This is a genomic window from Gilliamella sp. wkB308 (assembly GCF_001690185.1).
Lineage (GTDB): Bacteria > Pseudomonadota > Gammaproteobacteria > Enterobacterales > Orbaceae > Gilliamella > Gilliamella apicola_I.
Genome location: NZ_LZGN01000025.1, coordinates 34,371 through 57,260, shown reverse-complemented (window position 1 = coordinate 57,260; position 22,890 = coordinate 34,371). Strand labels below are relative to the sequence as shown.

The window sequence follows — 22,890 nt, the reverse complement described above, 5'->3', positions numbered from 1 at the left end:
ATCGACAAACCATTCCTATTACCAATTGAAGACGTGTTCTCAATTTCAGGTCGTGGTACAGTGGTAACAGGTCGTGTAGAAAGCGGTATTATCAAAGTTGGTGAAGATGTTGAAATCGTTGGTATCAAACCAACAGCAAAAACAACTTGTACTGGTGTTGAAATGTTCCGTAAATTACTAGACGAAGGTCGTGCTGGTGAAAACGTAGGTGTATTACTTCGTGGTACTAAACGTGAAGAAATCGAACGCGGTCAAGTATTAGCAAAACCAGGTTCAATCACGCCACATACAGATTTCGAATCAGAAGTGTATATCTTAAGTAAAGATGAAGGTGGTCGTCACACTCCATTCTTCAAAGGTTACCGTCCACAGTTCTACTTCCGTACAACTGACGTGACTGGTACAATCGAATTACCGGAAGGCGTAGAAATGGTAATGCCAGGCGATAACATCAAAATGTCAGTATCATTAATTCACCCAATCGCGATGGCAGAAGGTTTACGTTTTGCGATTCGTGAAGGTGGTCGTACTGTTGGTGCAGGTGTTGTTGCTAAGGTTATTAAATAATTTAAAACCTTCTATCGCATCACCGATGCAAACAAGTAAGAAAGGCGTACATTGTGCGCCTTTTTTATTGTGCTTTTTAAGCAACGTTAAAACAAATCTTGGTTTTAAATCAATTATATTCTTTTTATCCTTTCAATTAACCTAAAAACACATAGATTGATAGTTTACTTAAAAATTCATATATTCCCTCCAAATTCTTCGATTAACCATAATCAGTGCCGTATTTACTCATTTATATATTGATTGACATTAACAAATTATATTTAAAATAAAGATAAAAAAACATATTAAATACAGACTATTACTTTATTTTCAGAAAGATTTTATATATCATTTAAATTATCTTTACTAGATCTTTTCGCATAAAATAATGAGGAAAATGTATGAAACCAATTGGAATGAAAGTAGATGGTAATATAATTAGTGAACTTTCAGATAAAATACCTACCCATATAGTTGCTTTAAATGAACTTATCAAAAATGCCTATGATGCCTTTGCAACTGAAGTTATTATCACCCTTGATACAATTAATAAAAAACTGGTTATTAAAGATAATGGCTTAGGAATGGATGATAGAGGTATTAAGAAGCTTTTCCATATTTCCAATAGCGACAAAAAGTTTGGAAAACTTATCCGTAATAAGGAAAGCAAATTAAAAAGATATACACAGGGTTCCAAAGGATTAGGTTTTTTATCTGTTTTTAAATTTGGCGCTAATGTTATATGGGTAACAAATAAAAATAAAAAAAAGATAACATTTTCAGTCAATAAAGATGAATTAATTTCACTAAAAAATCTAGCTACCTATCGTGTAGAAACAAAGGAAGAAATATCTACTGAAATAGGTACGACTATTACAATTGATCTCTATCAAGACGATAATGATGATTTAGAGAAATATTTTTCACAAGACAAAAATATTAAAAAATTAGTTAATGCCTTTTATGATGATCAATTTAAAATAGTTTTAAAGACAAATCATGGTCAATATGAAAATGAAAGTCATGCTAATTTTGTAGATATAGATAAAGAAGATCAGCTTTTTTATATTACATATTCATCCGAAAAATCAAAAATTGAGTTTTTTTATAAAGGTGGAAAATATGATGAAATAAAGTATGACATTAATACTAATGATTACAAATTAGATATAGAGTTAATTGCATATTCTTTCAAATCAGGCGGTACGAAAAAAGTTTCACAATTATATTATCGAGAACATGATGATGCACTAATTCCATTAATTTATGTCAATAATAATTTATTTCATAATTATACTTTATTCGACCCAAGTATATTCAGAAAAAAGAGATCTGGGAATGTATTACCACAACTAATTGGTCATATTAAAATCATAAGTTCTCATCCTTTAATGGAGTTTAATTCTGATAGAACTAATTTTGTACAAAACAAATTAACATCTAACATCAAGGAAAAGTTAAAGGAATTAAACCAAAAGATTCAGGAGGATGGCTCTTTTTTTAGGAATAAAATTAAAGAAAAATTTGGAAATGTCGAAACTGGAGCTGCATATCCTTATGATATAAACAAATCTACATCAACAAATGGTAAAGAAAGAAATCTTTTACCTCAACCTGCTCAAATAACTTTACGACAAAAACTAAAAAGAATAACTATCCCTTCAGGACAAATAAATCTTTTAAAAGAAATTACGTTTGCTTGTAATAGTAGCGGGGAGCAGATAGATCTTGTTCAAGATATACAAATAGAAATTGATGGAGAAAAAGCTACCAAATTTATTTTACAAAGTCAGGATTCACCATGTGAAAAATCAATTAAATATATTTACAATGATTCAATAACTGGAAAGGTAGTTGAAAACTTAAAACTAATATTTGAATTACCGGAAGCTATGATCACAGCTAACAGTAAAAAAAGCTTATTTAATCTTCCTTTAACTAAAGACTATTCAATCAAGATTCCATATGTTTCGAAATTAATAGTTCAACTTGAAAAAATTTATAAACAAAAAGGAGAATATAATGAAACCATTGCTTGCGCATTGAGAAGTATCTTTGAGTTATGTAGTGATTATTTAAAAAATAAAGATCCTAATATTTTCCCAATTTCCTTAACTATAAATGAATTAGAATCTAGAGTTAAATATATTATTGAATTCATAGCATTAAATAATAAACTGAAGACTGAATTGAGTAAAACTATAGCTATAGATTATAAGTCTTTCAATAAGTTATTAGATAAAGAAGAATTTTTAAATATGGTGAAAAAAGCTCATTTAGGAGCTCATAAATCAATGCTTTATTTATCAGATTCAGAAATAAATGATATAGCAAAAAAAGCTGGGTTATTTGCTGTTCTTTCTGATGCCTTGTTATATAATGTTTCTGATAATATTATTTCTGAATGTAAAAAACCAGAACCACTAAACAGTAAAGGGAAATAAAATGTTAGGTGATATATCATTCCGTAATTATAAAAAAAATGATATACATGGTTTAGCGCTTTATCCTGCAACTATGATAGCGCCAGTTCAAAATCTTATTCTTCAAGAACTTTTAAAATCGGAAAATATTGAATCTGTTTTTGATCCTTTTTTTGGCTCAGGTACAGCACTTTACGAAGCATTGGAATTATGTCCTGATATTGAACTAGTTGGTTGTGATATCAATCCTCTAGCCCATTTAATAACAAAAGTGAAATTACAAGGAATAACAAAAAGTATAAAAATTGATATAGAAAAATTAAAAAATTATTTAAATAATGTTGAAATAGATGATTTTTCATTTCCGAATATGAATAAATGGTTTCGTTCAGATATTATTATTAGTCTAAAAAAAATTCGCCAATCTATTATTTTGATAAAAAGTAAAAGGAATAGACTCTATTTTTGGTCAATTTTAAGTACATTTATTCGCAAATATAGTAATACACGTAGTTCAACATATAAATTACACGTTAAAGACATTGAATGTATTCAACGTATGAAGAATAATTTAATAGATGATTTTCTTACTAGCGTTGAACAAAATATTTCAAAATTCACTATTTCATCGTCTAATTTGAAGTTATATAAAAACGATTCTTTAAAACAATTGGCTAAATTCAAAAAAAATTCAATAGATTTATCTATATCATCACCACCCTATGGGGATAATGCAACAACAGTACCCTATGGACAGTTTTCATCATTAGCACTCCATTGGATTGATAAAAAAGATTTGGCTTTTGATGGTTGGGAATTAGATAATTATTCAGCAATAGATCGAAAGAGTTTAGGTGGATTTTATAAAGGTCCAATTGAAAACGAGACAGGGAATTTATTATTACAACCGTATTTAGACGATATATCACTTTCAAAACAAAAAAAAGTAATTAGCTTTTTTAAAGATTATTTCTTATTTCTTGATGAACTATGCAGAGTTACCAAAAAATATATTGTGTTGACTTTGGGAAATCGTACTGTTGATGGAGTTAATATCAACCTAACATCAATCACTCAAGAATACTTAGAACATAAAAATTTCAGAAATATCTATGAATGCAACCGAGAGATTCCTAATAAACGAATACCAAAATTAACATCGAAAGTGAACAATAATTCTGTTTTTTCGATGAGTAAAGAGTTTGTTATTATTCATAGAAAAACTATCTAAGAGGGTTATTTTTTCACAACCCTCTCCACCGCCTTCACCGTTATCCCCAGAATTTTAGCAATATCCTCAACCGAAACACCTTTTTTCAACAATGCATTAATCAGTATTTTCTTTTCAGACTCTGCTTTTTCTCGACGTGCTTTTTCTATTTTTGTTTTATCCCTTTCAACCGCCAACTTCTCTTTAGCAATCAACTTTTCTTCCTTACGAATACGTTCAACCACTTGATAAGTTGGGACGTATTTTAGGCTTTGTTCTAACTCGTCCATAAGTTTAGTACTGCGGAAGCTGATATAGGATTTTGGGGTGATGATTAGGTGGTCGATTAGGTCGATATTTAAAATTCGTCCGACTTGGATTAGGCGATCGGTGATATCTTTATCTGCTTCGGACGGCGTCAGTGATCCTGACGGGTGGTTATGTACTAATATCACGCGTGAGGCGTTTTTCATTACCGCAACACGAAATACATTCATCGGTTCAACGTCGACCGATTTATAACTGCCAAGTGCAATCAGTTCGATATACAGGATATAACCAGCTTGATTCATCCCAATCATCCAAAGATGCTCTTTTTCTTGGTCGATTTGGTTATCACGCAATAACACACGTTGCATAATGCTGTAGACATCGTCTGTGCCTTCAATATAGCGTTTGTCATGCTTGGTTAGTTTTATATCCATTTTATCACCTTGTAAAATCAATTAAAAAATAATATAGCATATTTTTCTTAGACTTAGCAGTAGTTAATTAATCTTGGTCATACCTGTGATGATTATTTTATGCTTGCCTGATAGGTTCATCGTAAACTGCAATAAAAATCATTTAGCATTTTAGTTTGGATTCTAATTTTACTAATTTTTATTAGGAAACACCTAAAATAACAGCAGATAATTCAATATCAACAATCCAATCTAATGAGTTCAACAGTTTAAAATAGTTGGGCGTTTTTTTGACTAGTTCGGACAAATGATTATTGCTTCAAAGCAAGCTTACTTGATATTTTTTGTATCCCACCAATAAAATAATGACAGCATAATAATATTGCCGGGTAGATTATAAAATTGAGGGTTATCATTGATGTGATACCTAACATCCCCATAATAAAATCTAGATTAAAAATCGATTTATAATCATCTCCCATAATTAATATGAAGAAAATTGGTGACATTAAGGTAATGATAAAACCAATTGGCACTCCGCTTAAATAGCCTACCGAAGAAATGCTTTGAAAATAAAAAAATAGCTATAAAATTATACAAAATTTGAGATAATAAAAAAGGATAAAGGATATAACTTTAATGGAGATAGTGCTTAATGATAATAATTAAAGAGCAATCAAATTTTGGTTTTCTAGTTGAACACGATCCACTGTTTGTCGAATTAGCATGTACAGCCGAGCGAGCATTTAGCAGTGATCCTAATACCACATTAATAAAATTACGGCAATTAGCTGAAGCAATGGCACAACATATTGCTGCCAAGGCTGGTATTGAATTTAATGAACGCACTTCTCAGTCTGATTTGTTGTATAAGATTAGTAATGAACTCAAATTAGAACCCATTATCCGAAATCTTTTTCATACATTACGTATTGAAGGAAATAAAGCTACTCATCAATTTAAAACCAAGCACAAAGAAGCAAAAGATGGACTTTTAGTTGCTTACAAATTAGCAATATGGTTTCACCAATCTTTTAGTCAAGCTGGTGTGCTATTTAAACCAGGACCTTTTAAACCACTTGTTGACCCCAGCGAGCATTTGCGCAGTTTACAGTCAGAAATCAGTAAACTTAAAATAGAACTAGAACAAGCCAATATTGAACTCAATTCAAGTCAACAATTTAATGAATTACTCGCTAAAGAAAAGACTGAATTTGAAACCTTAGCTTTAAAAATGGATGAAGAGGCGCGATCCCTATCTCAACAGGCCCAAGAAAATGAGGCAATGTTACTCAAACAACAGAAAGAATATGAAATAAAGATTAAGGATTTACAACAAGCACTTGCTCTACAAGACGTAAAAGCTCAAAAAGTATCTCGTAATACAATAAGTAAGAAAGCTAAGAAAGCAAGTCAACAAATAGAATTAAGCGAAGAACTCACACGAATTTTAATTGATATGCAGCTTATTGAAGCGGGTTGGCAAGCTGACACCGAACAGTTAAATTATAAAAAGGGTACTCGCCCAGAAAAAAATAAATATTTAGCCATTGCCGAATGGCCGACAGAACATAAAGGCGAAAAAGGATGGGCTGATTATGTTTTATTTGCGGGATTAACACCAATTGCAGTTGTTGAAGCTAAGAAAAAGAATAAAAATGTTTCCGGAAAAATCGGTCAAGCTGAACGTTATAGTAAAGGCTTCCAAGTATTACCACCATTGATTGGTGCATGGGAACTTGAAAAAAGAACGATTGCTTGGCCTGATGAATCAGATTGCCACTACAAAATTCCTTTTGTTTATTCTTGTAATGGTCGTCCATACATTAAGCAATTAGCTGAACAGTCAGGAACATGGTTTCGTGATGTTCGTGATGGCGCCAATTTAAAGCGTCCTTTATTATCCTTTCATTCACCACAAGGACTCTTAGATCTACTTAATCGTAGTCGAGAAAACGCTGAACAACAACTAAAACAAGAACCATTTGCCTATTTGCAATTAAGGGATTATCAAGAGAAAGCAATTGTTGCGACAGAAAATACCCTTTCCAAAGGGATACGAACAGTTTTAATTGCGATGGCAACAGGAACAGGTAAAACTCGAACAATTATAGGTTTGATGTACCGCTTTTTAAAAACTGAACGATTTAAACGAATTCTATTTTTAGTTGATCGTACCGCTTTAGGAGAACAGGCAATAGATTCTTTTAATGAAGCCACGTTAGAACAAAATCTCACTTTATCTAAAATCTATAACTTAGCCGAGCTTGGTTCTATGGTGACTGAAGCTGAAACACGAATACAAGTGGCAACCGTGCAAGCAATGGTCAAACGCATTTTTAAGAGCGATAATCCACCCTTAATCGATCAGTTTGATTGCATCATAATTGACGAGGCGCATCGTGGTTATACATTAGATCAAGAAATGACAGAAGGTGAGATGGCAATACGTGACGCCACGCAATATTTATCAAGTTATCGTCGAGTATTAGATTATTTTGATGCGGTAAAAATTGCGCTAACGGCAACACCCGCAAAACATACTAGCGATATTTTTGGTAAGCCTGTTTATATTTATTCATATCGAGAAGCTGTTGCCGATGACTGGTTAATTGATCATGAACCGCCAATACGTTATCAAACTTTATTAACACAAAATGGTATTACGTTTACCAAAGGTGAAAAAGTAAGCTCCATCAATACGCAAACCGGTGAAATTGAAACTGCTGAATTAGAAGATGAGCTTAATTTTGAAGTAGATGCATTTAATCGTCGGGTAATAAATGAAAACTTTAACCGAGTAATTTGCGAACAATTGGTAAATGAACTCGATCCGTTTGGTGAAGAAAAAACATTAATTTTCTGTGCTACCGATCTGCATGCAGATATGGTTAAACGCTTATTAGATGATGCATTTAAGAATCTCTATAATGGTGAATATAATCAAGCTGCTGTCGCTAAGATTACCGGGCAGAGTGATAAAGTTGATCAATTAATCAAACAATATAAAAATGAACGCTATCCAAATATAGCTATCACTGTTGATTTATTAACAACCGGTATTGATGTGCCAAAAATTTGTAATTTAGTCTTTATGCGCCGAGTCAAATCCCGTATCTTATATGAACAAATGATTGGTCGTGCAACAAGACGATGTGATAACATAGGTAAAACGGTATTTCGAATATATGATCCGGTTGATATTTATGTCGCATTAAAAGACGTCAACACTATGCAACCGTTAGTTAAAGATCCTAATATCACCCTTGAGCAATTAATTGATGAACTAAGTGATCCTAAATTATTAACTAAAGCATTACAAACATCAGGTGATATGGCAGGTGAAACTTATGCTGATGTAATTTTAAATCAATTAAATCAAAAATTAATGCGAATCTTGCGTAAGGCTGAGCAAAAAGCGGAAAATAAGCCTGAATTAAGACAAAAGTTAGATGAATTACAAACTTTATGGGATGTTGAACCGAAAAAACTACATAATTATTTACATAAAATTGGTCCTGAATCTGCTGCGAATTTTATCAAACAACATCATGGGTTAATTAATCAATTAAATGAAGTCAATCGATTGCTAGGTAGTGAACGTTTACCACTCATTTCTCAACATGAAGATCATCTTCGTGAACGCTCGCAAAGTTATGGTTCTCACCAAAGACCCGAGGATTATTTAGACAGTTTTAATCATTTCATTCATAATCAATTAAATGAAAGTGCTGCGTTGTCTGTGGTTGTTAACCGCCCACGTGATTTAACCCGTGCGCAATTGAAAGAAGTTAAACTGTTATTGGATGGTGCAGGTTATTCCGAAGCTAATTTACGCACTGCCTTACGCAATCAAACTAATCAAGATATTGCAGCGAGTATTATTGGTTATATCCGACGTGCTGCTTTGGGCGAACCATTAATTCCTTTTGAACAACGCGTTAATCAAGCCATGCAACGAATCTACCAAAATCATAATTGGACACCGGCTCAACGCAATTGGTTAGATCGTTTAGCCAAACAAATTATCTTTGAGATCGTTATTGATAAAGAATTTATTAATCATCGCTTTACTGATAGTGGTGGCGCTAAGCAGCTTGATAAAATATTGGGCAATCAACTTGATACGGTATTAGATGAATTAAGCGAGGCTATTTGGCCAGCACTTACCGCATAATATAGCAAAGTCACTTGAAGTTACTAAAATATACATTTACTCTAATTCATAATGGCGATGAAAATACTAGTCTCGCCTATTAAGTATACGAGTATAAACTTGGGATAAAAAATGACTAATAACAATATAGTACAAAAACTATGGAATTTATGTGATGTATTGCGTGATGATGGTATTAACTATTCAGATTATGTAACTGAATTAGTACTTTTATTATTTATTAAAATGGTACACGAAAATACCGAAGCAGGGATTTTGCAAAAACATCCTTTACCTGTTGGTTGTCGTTGGACTAATCTCAATGATAAATCAGGTATTACCCTATTAAATGATTATAAAGCCATGTTATTAGCCTTATCAACAGGTAAGCGTCAAGAAATCGATCCTAAAAATCCAGAACAATACATTGAAGTGACAGTACATAATGACCCATTAATAAGCGCCATTTATGCCGATGCACAAACTCGATTACGAGAACCGCGCCACTTAGCAAAACTGATCAAAACATTAGATCAAATTGATTGGTTTAGTATTCAAAAGGATGGGTTGGGCGATCTTTATGAAGGATTATTAGAAAAAAATGCCAATGAAACAAAATCCGGTGCCGGTCAGTATTTTACGCCAAGACCACTAATTAATTGCATGGTGCGATGTATTAAACCACAAATAAAAAACATCATCCAAGATCCTGCTGCCGGAACGGCAGGATTTCTTGTCGCAGCAGATCAGTATTTACGGCAACAAACCAACGATTATTATGATCTTGATGCTAAAGAAGCTGATTTTCAAAAAAACGAAGCGTTTATTGGTGTTGAATTAGTGCCAAATACTCGTCGACTTGCCTTAATGAATTGTCTATTACACGGTATAGAGGGCGGTAATGACGGTGCAATTTTATTAGGTAATTCACTTGGTCAAGTTGGGCAAGACCTAAAACCTGCGGATATTATTCTCGCTAATCCACCATTTGGTACCAGTAAAGGTGGCGATGCCAGTATTACTCGTAAAGACTTAACTTATGAAACCACCAACAAGCAATTAGCTTTTTTACAACATATTTACCGTAATTTAAAACCCGGTGGTCGAGCTGCCGTGGTATTGCCTGATAATGTATTGTTTGAAGCGGGTAAAGGGACTGATATTCGTCGCGATTTAATGAATAAATGTAATTTACATACAATACTACGCTTACCGACCGGGATATTTTATGCCCAAGGTGTAAAAACCAATGTGCTATTTTTCACTAAGGGCTCAGTAACAGACAAACTGCAACAAGAAAACTGTACACAAAATGTTTGGGTTTATGATTTGCGTACTAATATGCCAAACTTTGGTAAACGTACACCATTTACTGAGCAATATTTGCAACCATTTGAAACTGTTTATGGTATCAATCCGGACGGCACCAGTCCAAGACAGGAAGGTGAATGGTCATTCAATCCAGATGATATCGAAGCAGACTCGTCAGCCAGTCAAGAAAACTTAGACGTTAATGTTCAACTAGCGCAATCAAGATGGCGCTGTTTTAGCCGCGATTGGATTGCTGACACAAAACAGGATTCACTCGATATCAGTTGGTTAAAAGATAAAAATAGTGTGGATGCAACCAAACTTCCAGAACCCGCCATACTTGCCAAGCAAGCTAAAGATGAGTTAATAGTTGCTTTGGATAAGTTGGAGAGTTTGTTGAGTGCTTTGGGAGAAACTGAATAATGAGCGATATTCTTCTTGTACCTGAAGGTTGGATTGTTACTAAATTTACTGATGTCTTGGATATACAAGGTGGTACTCAACCACCCAAATCTAATTTTCTAGATCAAGTAAAAGAAGGCTATATACGCCTTCTTCAAATTCGAGATTTTGGCGACAAACCTGTCCCAACATTTATACCAATAACATCTAAATTAAAATTATGTGATAAAGATGATGTATTAATAGGACGTTACGGGGCATCTTTAGGACGTATCTGTACTGGAATGAAAGGTGCTTATAATGTTGCTTTAGCTAAAGTATTATTTGGTAAATATTTAGATAGAAGATTTTTGAAAGCATACTTAGAATCAGAACTATTTCAAGGATCCTTAAGATTATTATCTCGTTCAGCTCAAAATGGATTTAATAAAGATGATCTAAATTCATTTGTATTTTTACTACCACCGTTCAATGAACAAAAAATCATAGCTGAAAAACTTGACTTATTACTAGCCCAAGTACAAGAAACAAAATCACGCCTTGAACAAATTCCCGAACTTCTAAAACAGTTTCGGCAGTCAGTGTTATCGGATGCCGTGAGTGGTAAGTTAACGGGAGAATGGCGAGAAAGTAAAAATCTAAATGATTGGAAAAATGGAAAACTTAAAGATTTTATTAAAAAACCTTCATATGGAACATCTACAAAATCTAAAAAAGTTGGTTCTGTTCCTGTTTTGAGAATGGGAAATCTTAAAAATGGGAATTTAGACTGGACTGATTTAGTTTATACATCTGATCAAACAGAGATAGATAAGTATGAATTAATAGCCGGAGATGTATTATTTAATAGAACAAATAGTCCAGAGTTAGTAGGTAAAACTTCTATTTATAGAGGTGAAAGAAAAGCTATTTATGCAGGTTATTTAATTAAAATTCAATGCTTAGATGATTTAATCCCTGAATATCTTAATTACAATTTGAATAGTCCAGAAGCAAAGCAATATTGTTATGAAGTCAAATCAGATGGAGTGAGTCAATCTAATATTAATGCTCAAAAACTTGGCGAATATCCAATTCAAATTCCTTCACTAGAAGAACAAAACGAAATCGTCCGTCGTGTAGAACAATTATTTGCCTATGCTGATAAAATTGAACAACAGGTTAATATAGCTTTAGAAAAAGTGAATCATTTACCGCAATCAATTTTAGCCAAAGCGTTTCGTGGTGAATTAACCGCCCAATGGCGCACTAAAAATCCTGATTTAATTACGGGTGAAAATTCAGCTGCATCCTTACTTGAAAAAATTCAAGTTGAACGCGAACAAAACAATAAAAACAAAAAGAAAAAATAATCAATGCGTCAAGAACAAATTGATTTGCTAGAAATAATCACCAATAAGCAAAATAGTAACCCTGAAATCAACGCATTGTTTAAAGGGTTATTATATTCACCTTGGCAATGCTCGAATAAATTAATCGATAAATATGTTAGTAAATCATTAGCTAAAATAGTAAAACGATATAAACAGTCTGTGTTACATTTTGTTTTTAATACAACTAAATTTAATTACTACCAAACTTATATTTGTGGAATTTATTTAGTGCTTAATGATAGCAACACAGGTGAAGAAGCAAATTTCTTAGCGCAATTAAATTTGTACAAAGAAATAATTTCGGAAGATCTCGAAAAAGCTAACCTTAACTTTGATGAATTATCATCACAAGGGCAAGATACATTAGTCGGTTTGTATATTTATGCGACCATCGCAGTATATGAGGTGGCGGGAATTATACAACCTATCGATAATTCAAAACATTTTCATCTCAAAATTAAAGAATGTTATTTAGATGCTTATTTAATAAAACAGTTTAGAACTTTTTGCAATCAACTTAGTCGTATATCAGATTATTCAACTCTCTATCATTTAACCACGAATTTCGGACTACCTCAATTACAGAAAAATAGTGAACCACTGAAAAATATTACTAACCATTTAATCGATAAAACCTTATCCATTCATATCAAATATCTTGATACGCCGCTTTCTTATTCATTCCAACAACTTTTTAATCGAGCCCAACTGTTAACTTTTTTATATTGCTATTTAGTTCATCATTGTTCAACACCAAATAAAATCGTATTAAAACAAGTCAAAATTCATAATATAGAAAAAAAGTTCTCTGATGCTATTCATTCAGTTATACCTGTTTAATCTCATCCCAACTCAGCCCAAACTTCGCCAAATATTTTTTCAGCCTGTCGGCATCATTACTCTTCTGTTTTTTGGTTCTCGAAACAGCAAAAAGCTTTCGACCAGCTTCTGATAGACTGGCACTTTTTTGACATATCTCGATAACTTTTTCTAATTGGTGGCGATCAAATTCATCTATTTCTTGTGGAATTAATGAATTATTTGGCTGATCGCCTTGCCAGTTTTGTTTTAAACGTTTAATCTCTTGTTCGACTTGCTCAATTGTAATATTACCTTGTGGTGCCAGCGTTGCCATACGCGTAATAGATGCGGTGAGTTCACGAAAGTTTCCTTTCCATAATGCTTCATTCGAAATTGCAAACTGTAAATAGGCACTGCGCGACTCACGATTAAAACGTGGCATCAAGCCATATTCTTTGGCGTAACGCGCCAGTTCATAATCAATATTCGGTTCGATATCCTCTTTACGCTCGGCTAGCCTTGGCAATGTATAAGTCCACAGATTAATACGGGCATACAGATCTTCGCGAAACTCACCTTGACTGATTGCCTGTTTAAGGTCTTTATTGGTGCCGGCAATCAGCTGAAAATCACTCTTAATTGGTTTATCACTACCAAATGGATAAAATTGCTTTTCTTCAATCGCTTTTAATAGCATTGCTTGCTCGTCTAACCCAAGCTCCCCGATCTCATCTAAAAACAGCAATCCTCCATCGGCACTTTTTAACAATCCAGTCCGCGCCAGATTTGCCCCCGTAAACGCGCCTTTGACATGACCAAATAAGGTAGATATAGCACTATCGCCACGTAAGGTGGCGCAGTTAATCTCAACAAATTGACCACTGATTTGATGGTTACTTTGTTTAAGTAAATAGATCTGTTTCGCTAAAAATGATTTTCCTGCACCAGTTGGCCCACATAATAACATAGGGGCATAAGAACGGCTGGCCACTTGTTCGATTTCAGCAATTAACTGGTTAAACAGTTGATTGCGTGTGGGGATTCCCGATTTTAAAAGCTCGGTAGCTTCACTGGCATATTGCTGAAAGCGGTTAAGAATTTGATCATAACGATTAAGATTCAAATCAATGGTGTTAGCTTTTCCTTTAGGACTATTGGCAATCAGTTCCGCCTCATTATTATAAATTCTTTCTTCAACTTTATTTGATTTTACTGGTGGTGACGTTTGCAATAACTTAGCTGGGTAGTAACGTGATTCAGCTAATAAGAACCAACAAATTTGCGCTACATGGGTTCCGGTTGTGATATGCAAATAGTAATCTTCTTTATCTGGATCAAAAGAATATCGTTTAGCAATATCAAATAAACAAGTATAAACCTGCTCAAAATCCCATGGATCAGCAATATTAATGACAATAGGTTTAATTTCGGTATTAGGGGATAGAATTTTTATATCATTAACAATATCACAAAGTAGCTGCTCATCATTGGCAAAATAAAGCAGTTCCAAACGAGAAATAGCTAAATCAGCTTGTCTGCACAAATCAATCGTTGGCCGCCAACGCGCCCAGCGTTTTTTACCTCTACCTCGGTTATCCAGCACATTACCCAAAAAACCAAATATCACATTCTTTTTCATGATTAAATTTATAATATTATATAAATAGCTAGATTAAATTATAAGACTTATAATCATTAAAATCTATTTGAATATCATATATATTATATGATATTTATTTTTTATGTTTATAAATCAAATAGTTAAAAAATATTTTTATTACTTTTTATTTTTTGGCACGCTTTTCGCAATATTAAATATACCTAAGCAAGCAAATGCTGTTTTTATCACAGCAAGGTACATCGCGAATCCTTTACGGGTTTATCTACGGGATAAAAGGACGGAAGATTATCAACATGTATTCCTTATTGTGTGATTAGGTGACTGTAGAAAAGTCAATTTTGAATAGTTCATCTGGTAGAACAATCGACTAGGGATCGATATGTAGTGGGTTCGAATCCCACTTCAAAAACCGTAAAACAAAAGTAGAAAAACAAACACAGTCAGTGATCGGCGTTAGATAAGCTAAGTGACAAAGCACCGTAACAAGCTTATCCGCAAAAAAAACCGGTTAACTTGTCAGGTCACCACGACTTTCAAGGTAAACAAACTGGATAATAGGCATAATGTTAAATACCAATAAGTGGCGCACTATTTTTCTTATTGCTTTTAACCTTCACCCTACTATTTCGTTACTTAGCCCGTTTCAATTGTGCAAACTCGGTTGCTGATTGTGCTAAAAAGGAAATGTAAAATGATAAAAACTATTAAAGTCAAAAAATATGAAATTGCAATTTTATTCAAAAACAATGAGATTGAAAAAGTATTAACTGCGGGGGTACACCGAATTTTTGATCCATTTAATATCTCCAGTTATCAATTGATTAATTTAGCTGAGACAAAAATTGCAGCCAACATAGCAGAACAGTTAATCAACTTCTATCCAAATATTATTAACCAACACAGTTATTTAGTGGATGTGGCTGAAAACGAAATTGCCTTACGTTATGAAGAGCAAAAATTGGTAGAAGTCATTTTACCAGCAAACAAAGCATTATATTGGAAAAGCTACAAAGCACATGCGATTAAAAAAGTGGCATTACAAGACGGTTATGCACTGCCAACCGATATCGCACAAGAATTGATTGAAGCTAAAAATAGCAATAACGCCATTGTGAATATCGAAAAACTAGTGCTACATCACTTTATTCATGAACAAATTGGGACTTTATTTGTTGATAACCAGCTAATACAGATTATTGCGCCAGAATCGATCGTCGGTTATTGCCAATTTAAACATACGATTGTACTGGGTAAATTTAACTTAAGGGACAACCGCATTGATGATCGTATCGCTGATGCCATAGAACAACGTACACCACAACAACTATCACAATACTGTATCGCAATGGAAGTCGGTGCAAATCAGGCTGGTTTGCGTTATGAAAACGATCTATTGGTTGAAATTTTATCCCCGGGTACTAAACGCCTATATTGGCAAAATAGCCATAAACAGCATATGGTGACAGTGGATTTAAACCAAAGGTATACCTTAAGTGATGAAATGGTACAGCAATTACTACAACCAAAGTTACGCCAAAAAGAAGTACTCGGTGATAACAGCGTATTAATTGCACAAGTGCCGGCTTATCATGTCGGGGTATTAAAAGTGAACGGTAAAATTGAGCAGTTATTAAAAGCTAGCATTACCGCTTATTGGCTTTTTAACCGGGAAATCTCGGTTGATATGGTGGATACTCGCCTGCAAGCCTTAGAAGTGGCAGGACAAGAGATTTTAACCAAAGATAAAGTCAATTTGCGGGTAAACTTAGTGGCTAACTGGCACTATACTGACGTATTAACCGCGTTTGAAAAAACTGCGCAGCCGGTTGATTTATTGTATCGTGAATTACAATTTGGATTACGCGAAGCGATTGGTATGCGTACGTTGGATGAGTTACTTGAGAACAAAAATATTATTGATGAAGTGGTAACCCAACATATCAAAATGCGTTTAGATGGCTATGGTTTACAAACTGTTTCACTAGGGGTAAAAGACATTATTTTACCAGGCGATATGAAAGCGATTCTATCACAAGTGGTCGAGGCGGAAAAAGTGGCGCAAGCCAATGTGATTCGTCGCCGCGAGGAAACATCAGCAACCCGTTCATTATTGAACACCGCCAAAGTAATGGAAAATAACCCAGTAGCCTTGCGGTTAAAAGAGATGGAAACTTTAGAACGCATTGCTGAACGTATCGATAAAATCTCGGTAGTAGGCGGACTTGACCAAGTGTTACATGGCTTGGTAAATATCCAACCTAAAAGTGCGTGATAAAAAGAAAATATTAAGCCGCCATGTACAATCGCAGGGCGGTGTAAGGAATAAAAAAATGACACAATATAATCTATTACAGACAGAAAACGCCAAGCCAATCAAAATGTGGACTAAAGGGGTACCGGTAGAACCCGAGGCTAAAGAACAACTAACTAAAACGGCAAAACTACCATTTATTTTTAAACATATCGCCGTGATGCCCGATGTGCATGTAGGCAAAGGCTCAACCATTGGCAGTGTAATTCCAACATTCGGCGCGATTATTCCTGCCGCAGTTGGGGTAGATATTGGCTGCGGTATGATTGCGGTACAAACCTCGTTGATGGCGGCTGATTTGCCAGATAATTTATTACCATTACGTACTGAAATTGAAAAAGCGGTGCCGCATGGAATTACCCCAAAACACCGAGGACGGGATTATGGTAGCTGGCATGACGCCCCTGCTATTGTCGAACAGTACTGGCAACAGCTAGCGCCAGGTTTTAATAAGCTGACGGAAAAATACCCGCGCTTTTTAAAAACCAATAACTACCGTCATTTAGGCACATTAGGTACCGGCAACCACTTTATCGAAATCTGTTTAGATGAGGCCGATCGTGTTTGGATTATGTTGCACAGTGGTTCACGTGGCGTGGGTAATGCCATTGGCAGTTTTTTTATTGAAATGGCTAAAAAAGACATGGAAGTGCATATCCAAAACTTACCGGATAAAGATTTAGCCTATTTGGAAGAAGGTACAGAGCACTTTCACGATTATGTCGAGGCTGTGCATTGGGCGCAAGAGTTTGCAAGGCTAAATCGAGAGGCAATGATGCATAATGTGATTTTGGCAATGCGGAAAATTATCACTAAACCATTTACTACCCATATGTCGGCAGTAAATTGTCACCATAACTATGTTCAAAAAGAACAACATTTTGGTGAAGAAATTTTTATCACACGTAAAGGCGCAGTATCCGCACGTAAAGGAGAATTAGGCATTATTCCCGGCTCAATGGGGGCTAAAAGCTATATTGTGCGAGGACTGGGAAATAAAGAAAGTTTTTGCTCGTGTTCGCATGGTGCCGGCCGCGTGATGAGCCGAACAGCGGCCAAAAAGCAATTTACCATTGAGGATCAAATCAAGGCCACGGCCCATGTCGAATGTCGTAAAGATGCCAACGTGATTGATGAAATCCCAATGGCATACAAAGATATTGATGCAGTGATGACCGCGCAAAATGAATTGGTTGAGATAGTGCATCAATTAAGGCAAGTGGTGTGTGTGAAGGGGTAAAAATTATCGAGGAGCGCTCTTCGATGTTAACGGAGATATAAAATATGGTGAATCTTGATTATATTAATGGTTATCTAAAAGCAATGGCTTGTTTAAATGCGGAACCTAATCACTATTGTGATTATACAGTTAAGTTACTTGATCATAAAGGCCATTTTACGGATACATTGGCCCATCATTTTCAATCAATTGCCGATGAGCACGGAAAATTTTTAGATGCTCAGTTATGGCATATAAAACCAAAACAGATCACCGTTGATGAATTTATACAGCAAATTAATAAATGGTTTTTTAAGCAAAGCTATTCACCAACCTTGCATAGAGAAAACGGAATGAGGGGAGTTTCAGGTTTTATCGATATATTGTCCCACCTAGAATTAAATAAATGTTATCTATATGAAATTGAAACAATGCCACCAATGTGGTATGCGATACAATGGTGTGATTTACTGTTGGTTTATCAAAATAACTATTATTTAATATATTTTTGTTTAGATGATTAATTTTTGGTGATTGAAATGTGTAATTTATTATGGAAAAAATCTATGCTTTTCACTTTCATTAAAAATTATTTTTAGTGTTTATCAAGATAATTTCATTATTCAGTTTTGCATATAGATAAAAGATAACAAAAAAGGAGTGGTAATGAAAAAACCATTATATAAATTAAAGAATTATATTTTAAAATATCCCGTTCTATTTTGGGTAGTAGCTCTAACTTACATTGTGAGCGTAATTATTCTTACTATGAATAAAAGAGAAGCAGTTACTTTCTATTTTATTATTTCTTATGTTGTTTTGGGGGTGGGGTATACAATTTATTATAAATTTTATACCAGTAAAGAGCAGAAGAAATTTACAAAGGATTGGCTTAAAATTGTATTTACATTACCAAAAAAGAAAATCAACAAAAAAAAACAAAAAAAACACTCCGAAAAAGTATTACATCTAATATTATTTTTATCTGGCTGGGGAGCTATATTTGGTTGTTTAGCTTTTCTTACATTCTTGTTTAAATGTTACTGGTTAATTAGTTTTCTTCTTTTTATATTACAATTTCTTTCAGCTATAACGATAATGATAACTTATATAATTAAAAGAGAATTTAATGAGTTAGAAAAAATTATAGGTGCTGCTTTATTAGCTCTTATCTATATAGTGCTTGATTTCATGGGGGAAAATCAAGGGAGAACATTTGTCACTGATATGATATCTGTTTATCCAGAACAACTATCAACTATAACAAAAGGATTATATTGGCTTAACTTTATTTTAATCGGAAGTAGTTTATTACAGATTTTTGCTATAATTGGGTTTGAGTTAGCAAAGAACCAAAAGCTTTCAAATAGATTACCAAGTATAACTTACTTTGTTGTTTTAATAAGCGCTGTATTACCCTGCTTATTAATTATTTTCAATATAAATAATATTACTAATACCTTAATTTCTGAAACATATAAAGCAGATACAATAAATTATTTTAAATGCAATAATAAGATTATAAAAAACGTGCCTAATGATACTGCTCGTTATTTGAAGGTTGATGAACTAGAATTTCGGGCGTTTTATTTTGAAAAAGATAAAAGTGATATTCGAATGACAACTTATCTTTGTAATGGCTCAGATTATACTAACGTAGACATTCATAAATAATATATTGATCATAAATACTGAAATATTAATAATTAATTTTCAGTATTTATGATTGTAATTTATCGGCAGTATCCCCTATGTGTAAAAAATAGTTTTATCTTTTAAATGATAGTCACATATCCATGATTTTATTTTTTTATTAATTTAATTACCAAGATGGTAATTTAAATAATCGTCCTTTTATCCCTTCATCATGTAATACCAATGCAATTTCATTTTTATCGAAGAAAATATCGGTATCAAGAGGAATATCTGAATCAATTACAGTAATAATTTGTTGAATACCTAAATTAGAATATTGTCTTATAACGTTAAGAAGATTTATCTTTTTTCTGTCGTCTAACGATTCAAATATTCCATCGTGATAAACAAAACGAGGAAAGTTATCTTTAAGATGAGCACGTAATATAGCTAAATCAAAAGCTACACATAGTAATTTTTTATAAGTATGACCATCATCAGCACTTGTTGAACGACCCGCTTCATCTAAAATATCAGCACTAAAGTCAAAATGGCCTTTTCGATTAATTTTGACATTAAGTAATGCCATTCTTGAAATAACATCTTCAACAATGCGACTAAAATACAACCTAATTTCTGAAAATAAACTTGTTTCTTGTGTATTTTGTATCTCTAAATCATTTTCCATATCAATTCTGACTTTTTGAGATTGCTCATCTAATAATCTAATTTCAGTCCTAAGCTCCTGCAATTTGTGAATAAATTCTTTTTGTCTTTCTAAAAAAGCAATATCAGTTTTTAAGGTAATTAAATCATTAGATATTTGTTTATATTTATTAAAAATATCTGTTTCACCTAAAAAAGATAAAGTCTGTGTTCTTTCTTCACCTAATTGCAATAAAGTTTGATTAATATTTGTTAGCTCTTTTTTTATTGATGATAGTTCTTCTTTTAAATATGTATGTCGTTCTTCTGTAATAGCGCGGTTAAACTGAATAAGTTGATTAAAATCTTTTTTTAATTGTTCTGGGAAAAGAATACCGGCTTCTTTGTACAAGCTTTCAGCCTCATCAGGATCAAATAATATTTGTTGTTTTTGTAAAGATAATTCTATCTTTTTTCGATTAAAATCCAATGAGTAGCGATTTTTATTCAATGTAGCTATTTGCAAATCTAATTCATCAATGAGTTTTTTGGTTTTTGCTTGATCCACTGAGTGAAAATCGAACTTATCCAACAGTCTTTGTCGCTCATTAACATCCTGCTGTTTTAATAATAAAAGCCCATCAATCCGACTAATATCTTCAATTGAACCACCTAACTCTTGTTTTACTATCGTTTCTCTATCTTGTGCATCTTTAAGTTTAGCTTCCAGTTCATAATGCTTTACAATTAAATCAGAATTAAAACCAAGAATATGAGCAAGAAAAGGTTTCCAATCTTTATGTTTAGAGGCAAACTTTCTTAATTGAAAAACATCACGGTAATCATCTTGAGAACGTAATAAATAACCTAAAATTTTGCGATATTGCCATGGTTTAATCAAATAAAAATTTAATATACTGTCTAAAATCTCTTTCGCTTTATCAAATGACACATTTTCATGATCCCAATGTGCTAATTGCGTAAAATCTTGGTGTGAATCGGTGTGTTTCTTTATACTGATACGTGTTGCATCTGTAACACAGCGACGAATAGTGAGGTAAGAACCATCTTCTAGTTCCAACTCTAAAAAAAACACAAATTGCTTAAATATTTGTTTATGCTTAAATAAAAAAAATTCTGATTTTTTTTTAGATAAAAAACAAAAATCAAGTAATTTGCCTAACGTCGATTTACCTAAATTATGGGTATCTTTTTTCTTATTTTCAGGCAAGCGAATTTCAGCTTGAATTACGTTCAAACCTGATGAAAAAATAATAGTTTCAAATAAATCTGGTTTATTTGAATATAATTTAGATAGTTTCATTTATCCCCACATATTCGATTGAGTCAGTTTTTGCATGATACTCAACTAACCCTAATAAAAAAAGAAGATTAAGTGCAGGTAGAAATAAAAATTGACCACCTTCAACCGACTTTTTAGCATATTCTAATAAACCATCATATTTTTCTAGTCTCTTTTTCTTAATATAATAAAGTAATAAAAAAGACATGTTAATAATGGTCTTATCCGGGTGAGTATGTTTATTGGGTCTTAGCATCTTCATTCTCACCTATATCACAACTCCAATACATAAAAAACAACATGACATTCACTAATCGTTTATGTTTAGCTTGCCTCAAAATTGGCTCTCTATCAACTAATAACTTTGATAAGTAATTCATTATGTGATCAAAAGTCTGATAATCTTTTCTTTTTGCAATAATATTTAAACAAAACTCTTCTGCTGCAAGCTCATAACGTTCACGTAGTGCAGTATTTTCAGCTAAAGATAGAAAAGATTCAATTTCATTAACGTCTTTTAAGTAACGCCGCTTAAGCTCATTAGCATAAGCCTCAGTCATATTATTTAGCTGATTTTTTCTAGCGTAAGTGGTTCGCTCAATATTGATATTGGTCAAACTTCTATCAAGAGTTCGCGCTTGATTTGCAAATGCCTGGATAACTTCTGCTAAATCGTCAGGACTAACAATTAACGGACTATCGATAGGATCTAGATCAGCGATTCTCATTATTTCAGGATATCGTTTAAGATAAAGTTCTATCTGATTAATATCTATGATCTTTACTGATGCTATATCGACTTCAATATAGTCTGAAATCGTTTTACATATTTCACTCTCTGCATTACCAGTTAAACGACGATTAGTAAACAAGACATAATTATCCAGCTCACCTTTATCTTTTAACTTTTTGATACGAAGCAGTTCAGCACCAATTACGGTATTGGGGTTAGTTTTCTTTTCTTTATTATAAAAATCAGATTCAGAGCAATTACGATTATAGCCATTAGTATGTTTGGCTTGAATAATTGTTGTTCCAACCCAAGGTGAACTTCTACTGGGAAATAATTCGGCAGTACCAATAAATTTAGCGTCTCTCCCACCATCAGGACCCTTAGCAAATCCTTGTGTAGAAATACCCATTATATGCTGGCAAATAATAACAACTAATCTTTCAAATTGTTCATCACTCATATCTTCATAAGCATATTTCATGATATATGTATTCCTTACTACTAAAAGTGCCAAA

At 33.2% G+C, this 22,890-nt stretch carries 16 protein-coding genes and 1 tRNA gene; 12 read left to right on the top strand and 5 right to left on the bottom strand.

Translation table 11 applies throughout. The features are described from left to right. The 3 genes from A9G10_RS04155 to A9G10_RS04145 form a co-directional block, all read left to right on the top strand. Nucleotides 1–567 (top strand): EF-Tu/IF-2/RF-3 family GTPase (locus A9G10_RS04155; protein WP_257006711.1); only part of this gene is annotated, 567 nt, incomplete at its 5' end. A gap of 383 nt (nucleotides 568–950) precedes the next feature. Then, entirely contained in the window at nucleotides 951–2,993 is a 2,043-nt protein-coding gene (locus tag A9G10_RS04150) for an ATP-binding protein (protein ID WP_065558004.1), read from the top strand. Nucleotide 2,994: 1 nt separating this feature from the next. Further along, nucleotides 2,995–4,203 carry a modification methylase gene (locus tag A9G10_RS04145; protein ID WP_065558005.1) on the top strand — a complete coding sequence of 403 codons (1,209 nt, stop codon included), beginning with the start codon at nucleotides 2,995–2,997 and terminating at the stop codon, nucleotides 4,201–4,203. 5 nt (nucleotides 4,204–4,208) lie between these two features. Here the strand turns inward: A9G10_RS04145 and A9G10_RS04140 are convergent, their stop codons facing one another. Beyond that, the gene (locus A9G10_RS04140; protein ID WP_065558006.1) at nucleotides 4,209–4,886 is read right to left on the bottom strand and encodes a JAB domain-containing protein; all 678 of its coding nucleotides are present in this window, start codon (nucleotides 4,884–4,886) and stop codon (nucleotides 4,209–4,211) included. 634 nt (nucleotides 4,887–5,520) lie between these two features. On the opposite strand from A9G10_RS04140, the gene hsdR reads away from it, so the two are divergent. The 4 genes from hsdR to A9G10_RS04120 all read left to right on the top strand — a co-directional run bounded on the left by hsdR (nucleotide 5,521) and on the right by A9G10_RS04120 (nucleotide 12,947). Then, nucleotides 5,521–9,042, top strand: coding sequence for a type I restriction-modification system endonuclease (hsdR, locus tag A9G10_RS04135; RefSeq protein ID WP_065558007.1), 3,522 nt, complete (start codon nucleotides 5,521–5,523; stop codon nucleotides 9,040–9,042). 111 nt (nucleotides 9,043–9,153) lie between these two features. Next, nucleotides 9,154–10,755, top strand: coding sequence for a class I SAM-dependent DNA methyltransferase (locus A9G10_RS04130; RefSeq protein ID WP_065558008.1), 1,602 nt, complete (start codon nucleotides 9,154–9,156; stop codon nucleotides 10,753–10,755). Beyond that, nucleotides 10,755–12,086 (top strand): restriction endonuclease subunit S, encoded by a 1,332-nt coding sequence (locus A9G10_RS04125; protein WP_065558009.1) that lies wholly within the window; start codon nucleotides 10,755–10,757, stop codon nucleotides 12,084–12,086. The genes A9G10_RS04130 and A9G10_RS04125 overlap by 1 nt, the downstream gene beginning before the upstream one ends. 3 nt (nucleotides 12,087–12,089) lie before the next feature. Then, entirely contained in the window at nucleotides 12,090–12,947 is an 858-nt protein-coding gene (locus A9G10_RS04120; RefSeq protein WP_065558010.1) for a hypothetical protein, read from the top strand. On the opposite strand, the gene rtcR is transcribed toward A9G10_RS04120, so the two are convergent. Continuing rightward, nucleotides 12,934–14,547: an RNA repair transcriptional activator RtcR gene (gene rtcR, locus A9G10_RS04115; RefSeq protein WP_065558011.1), complete on the bottom strand. Its 1,614-nt coding sequence runs from the start codon at nucleotides 14,545–14,547 to the stop codon at nucleotides 12,934–12,936. The two genes, A9G10_RS04120 and rtcR, sit on opposite strands and share 14 nt — an antisense overlap. Nucleotides 14,548–14,865: 318 nt before the next feature. Here rtcR and A9G10_RS04110 point away from each other — a divergent pair. The 5 genes from A9G10_RS04110 to A9G10_RS04090 all read left to right on the top strand — a co-directional run bounded on the left by A9G10_RS04110 (nucleotide 14,866) and on the right by A9G10_RS04090 (nucleotide 19,733). Beyond that, a tRNA-Pro gene (locus tag A9G10_RS04110) sits at nucleotides 14,866–14,938 on the top strand. 720 nt (nucleotides 14,939–15,658) lie between these two features. Next, nucleotides 15,659–16,801 (top strand): slipin family protein, encoded by a 1,143-nt coding sequence (locus A9G10_RS04105; protein WP_442903214.1) that lies wholly within the window; start codon nucleotides 15,659–15,661, stop codon nucleotides 16,799–16,801. 58 nt (nucleotides 16,802–16,859) lie between these two features. Then, a complete protein-coding gene (locus A9G10_RS04100) occupies nucleotides 16,860–18,080 on the top strand; it encodes an RtcB family protein (RefSeq protein ID WP_065558012.1) in 1,221 nt (406 codons plus the stop codon). Nucleotides 18,081–18,124: 44 nt separating this feature from the next. Further along, nucleotides 18,125–18,583, top strand: coding sequence for a hypothetical protein (locus A9G10_RS04095; RefSeq protein WP_065558013.1), 459 nt, complete (start codon nucleotides 18,125–18,127; stop codon nucleotides 18,581–18,583). Nucleotides 18,584–18,725: 142 nt separating this feature from the next. After that, entirely contained in the window at nucleotides 18,726–19,733 is a 1,008-nt protein-coding gene (locus A9G10_RS04090; protein WP_065558014.1) for a hypothetical protein, read from the top strand. Nucleotides 19,734–19,881: 148 nt separating this feature from the next. On the opposite strand, the gene A9G10_RS04085 is transcribed toward A9G10_RS04090, so the two are convergent. The 3 genes from A9G10_RS04085 to A9G10_RS04075 are packed head-to-tail and all read right to left on the bottom strand — an operon-like array spanning nucleotide 19,882 to nucleotide 22,856. Further along, nucleotides 19,882–21,663, bottom strand: coding sequence for a DUF2326 domain-containing protein (locus A9G10_RS04085; protein WP_065558015.1), 1,782 nt, complete (start codon nucleotides 21,661–21,663; stop codon nucleotides 19,882–19,884). After that, complete coding sequence (locus A9G10_RS04080) at nucleotides 21,650–21,898, bottom strand: ABC-three component system middle component 8 (RefSeq protein WP_065558016.1); 249 nt, start codon at nucleotides 21,896–21,898, stop codon at nucleotides 21,650–21,652. The genes A9G10_RS04085 and A9G10_RS04080 overlap by 14 nt, the downstream gene beginning before the upstream one ends. Next, complete coding sequence (locus tag A9G10_RS04075) at nucleotides 21,882–22,856, bottom strand: ABC-three component system protein (protein ID WP_065558017.1); 975 nt, start codon at nucleotides 22,854–22,856, stop codon at nucleotides 21,882–21,884. Before A9G10_RS04075 ends, A9G10_RS04080 begins: the two co-directional genes overlap by 17 nt. Nucleotides 22,857–22,890 lie beyond the last annotated feature (34 nt).